This is a genomic window from Lysinibacillus sp. RU7 (genome assembly GCF_057837305.1).
The window spans coordinates 1-235 of sequence record NZ_JBYQFK010000321.1; the positions used below are offsets into that span (position 1 = coordinate 1).

The 235-nt window shown below is 59.1% G+C and carries 1 protein-coding gene; it reads right to left on the bottom strand.

Annotation, left to right across the window (positions count from 1 at the left end):
- Positions 1-235: M24 family metallopeptidase (locus tag AC3II9_RS22560; RefSeq protein WP_489159012.1), on the bottom strand; the 235-nt coding region annotated here is incomplete at both ends.

A 235-nucleotide genomic window follows, 5' to 3' on the forward strand; every position in this document is an offset into this window, starting at 1 on the left:
GCCGAGCATCAGGCATTCATAGGTGATCTCGACCAGCCGCTTCGCCTTGATCGGGGCGTCGCCGGCGATAAACATGCGGCTGGTGTCGCCGTGCCAGCCATCGACCAGCGGAGTGACGTCGATATTGAGAATATCGCCATCCTGGAGCTTATAGTCGCCCGGAATGCCATGGCAGATGACATTGTTGAGCGAGATGCAGCAACTGTGCGTATAGCCGCGATAGCCCAGGGTCGCC